Annotated in this window: 1 protein-coding gene; it reads right to left on the minus strand. The window is 49.9% G+C overall.

All coding sequences use genetic code 11. From position 1 onward, the window contains the following. Nucleotides 1-677, minus strand: a 677-nt coding sequence (locus QUA13_RS11590) for a leucine-rich repeat domain-containing protein (protein WP_333198501.1), incomplete at both ends; no start/stop codon positions are given.

Below are 677 nucleotides of genomic sequence, written 5' to 3' on the forward strand. Positions count from 1 at the left end.
ATCTGATTCCAACTGAGGTAAAGCTCTGTCAGATTCGACAGTTGCCCGAGCTCCTCTGGGATGGAGGTAATCTGATTCCAACTGAGGTAAAGCTCTGTCAGATTCGACAGTTGCCCGAGCTCCTCTGGGATGGAGGTAATCTGATTGCTCATGAGGTCAAGCCGTGTCAAATTCGACAGTTGCCCGAGCTCCTCTGGGATGGAGGTAATCTGATTGTTACTGAGGTTAAGCCATGTTAGATTCGACAGTTGCCCGAGCTCCTCTGGGATGGAGGTAATCTGATTGTTACTGAGGTTAAGCTCTGTCAGATTCGACAGTTGCCCGAGCTCCTCTGGGATGGAGGTAATCTGATTCCAACTGAGGTAAAGCTCTGTCAGATTCGACAGTTGCCCGAGCTCCTTTGGGATGGAGGTAATCTGATTGATACTGAGGTCAAGCTGTGTCAGATTCGACAGTTTGCCGAGCTCCTCTGGGATGGAGGTAACCTGATTTTTATGGAGGTCAAGCAGTGTCAGATTCGACAGTTGCCCGATCGCCTGTGGGATGGAGGTAATCTGATTGCAATAGAGGTTAAGCAGTGTCAGATTCGACAGTTGCCCGAGCTCCTGTGGGATGGAGGTAATCTGATTCCAACTGAGGTCAAGCTGTGTCAGATTCGACAGTTGGCAGAGCTCCTC

It is taken from the genome of Microcoleus sp. S28C3, assembly GCF_036700785.1.
GTDB lineage: Bacteria > Cyanobacteriota > Cyanobacteriia > Cyanobacteriales > Microcoleaceae > Microcoleus > Microcoleus asticus.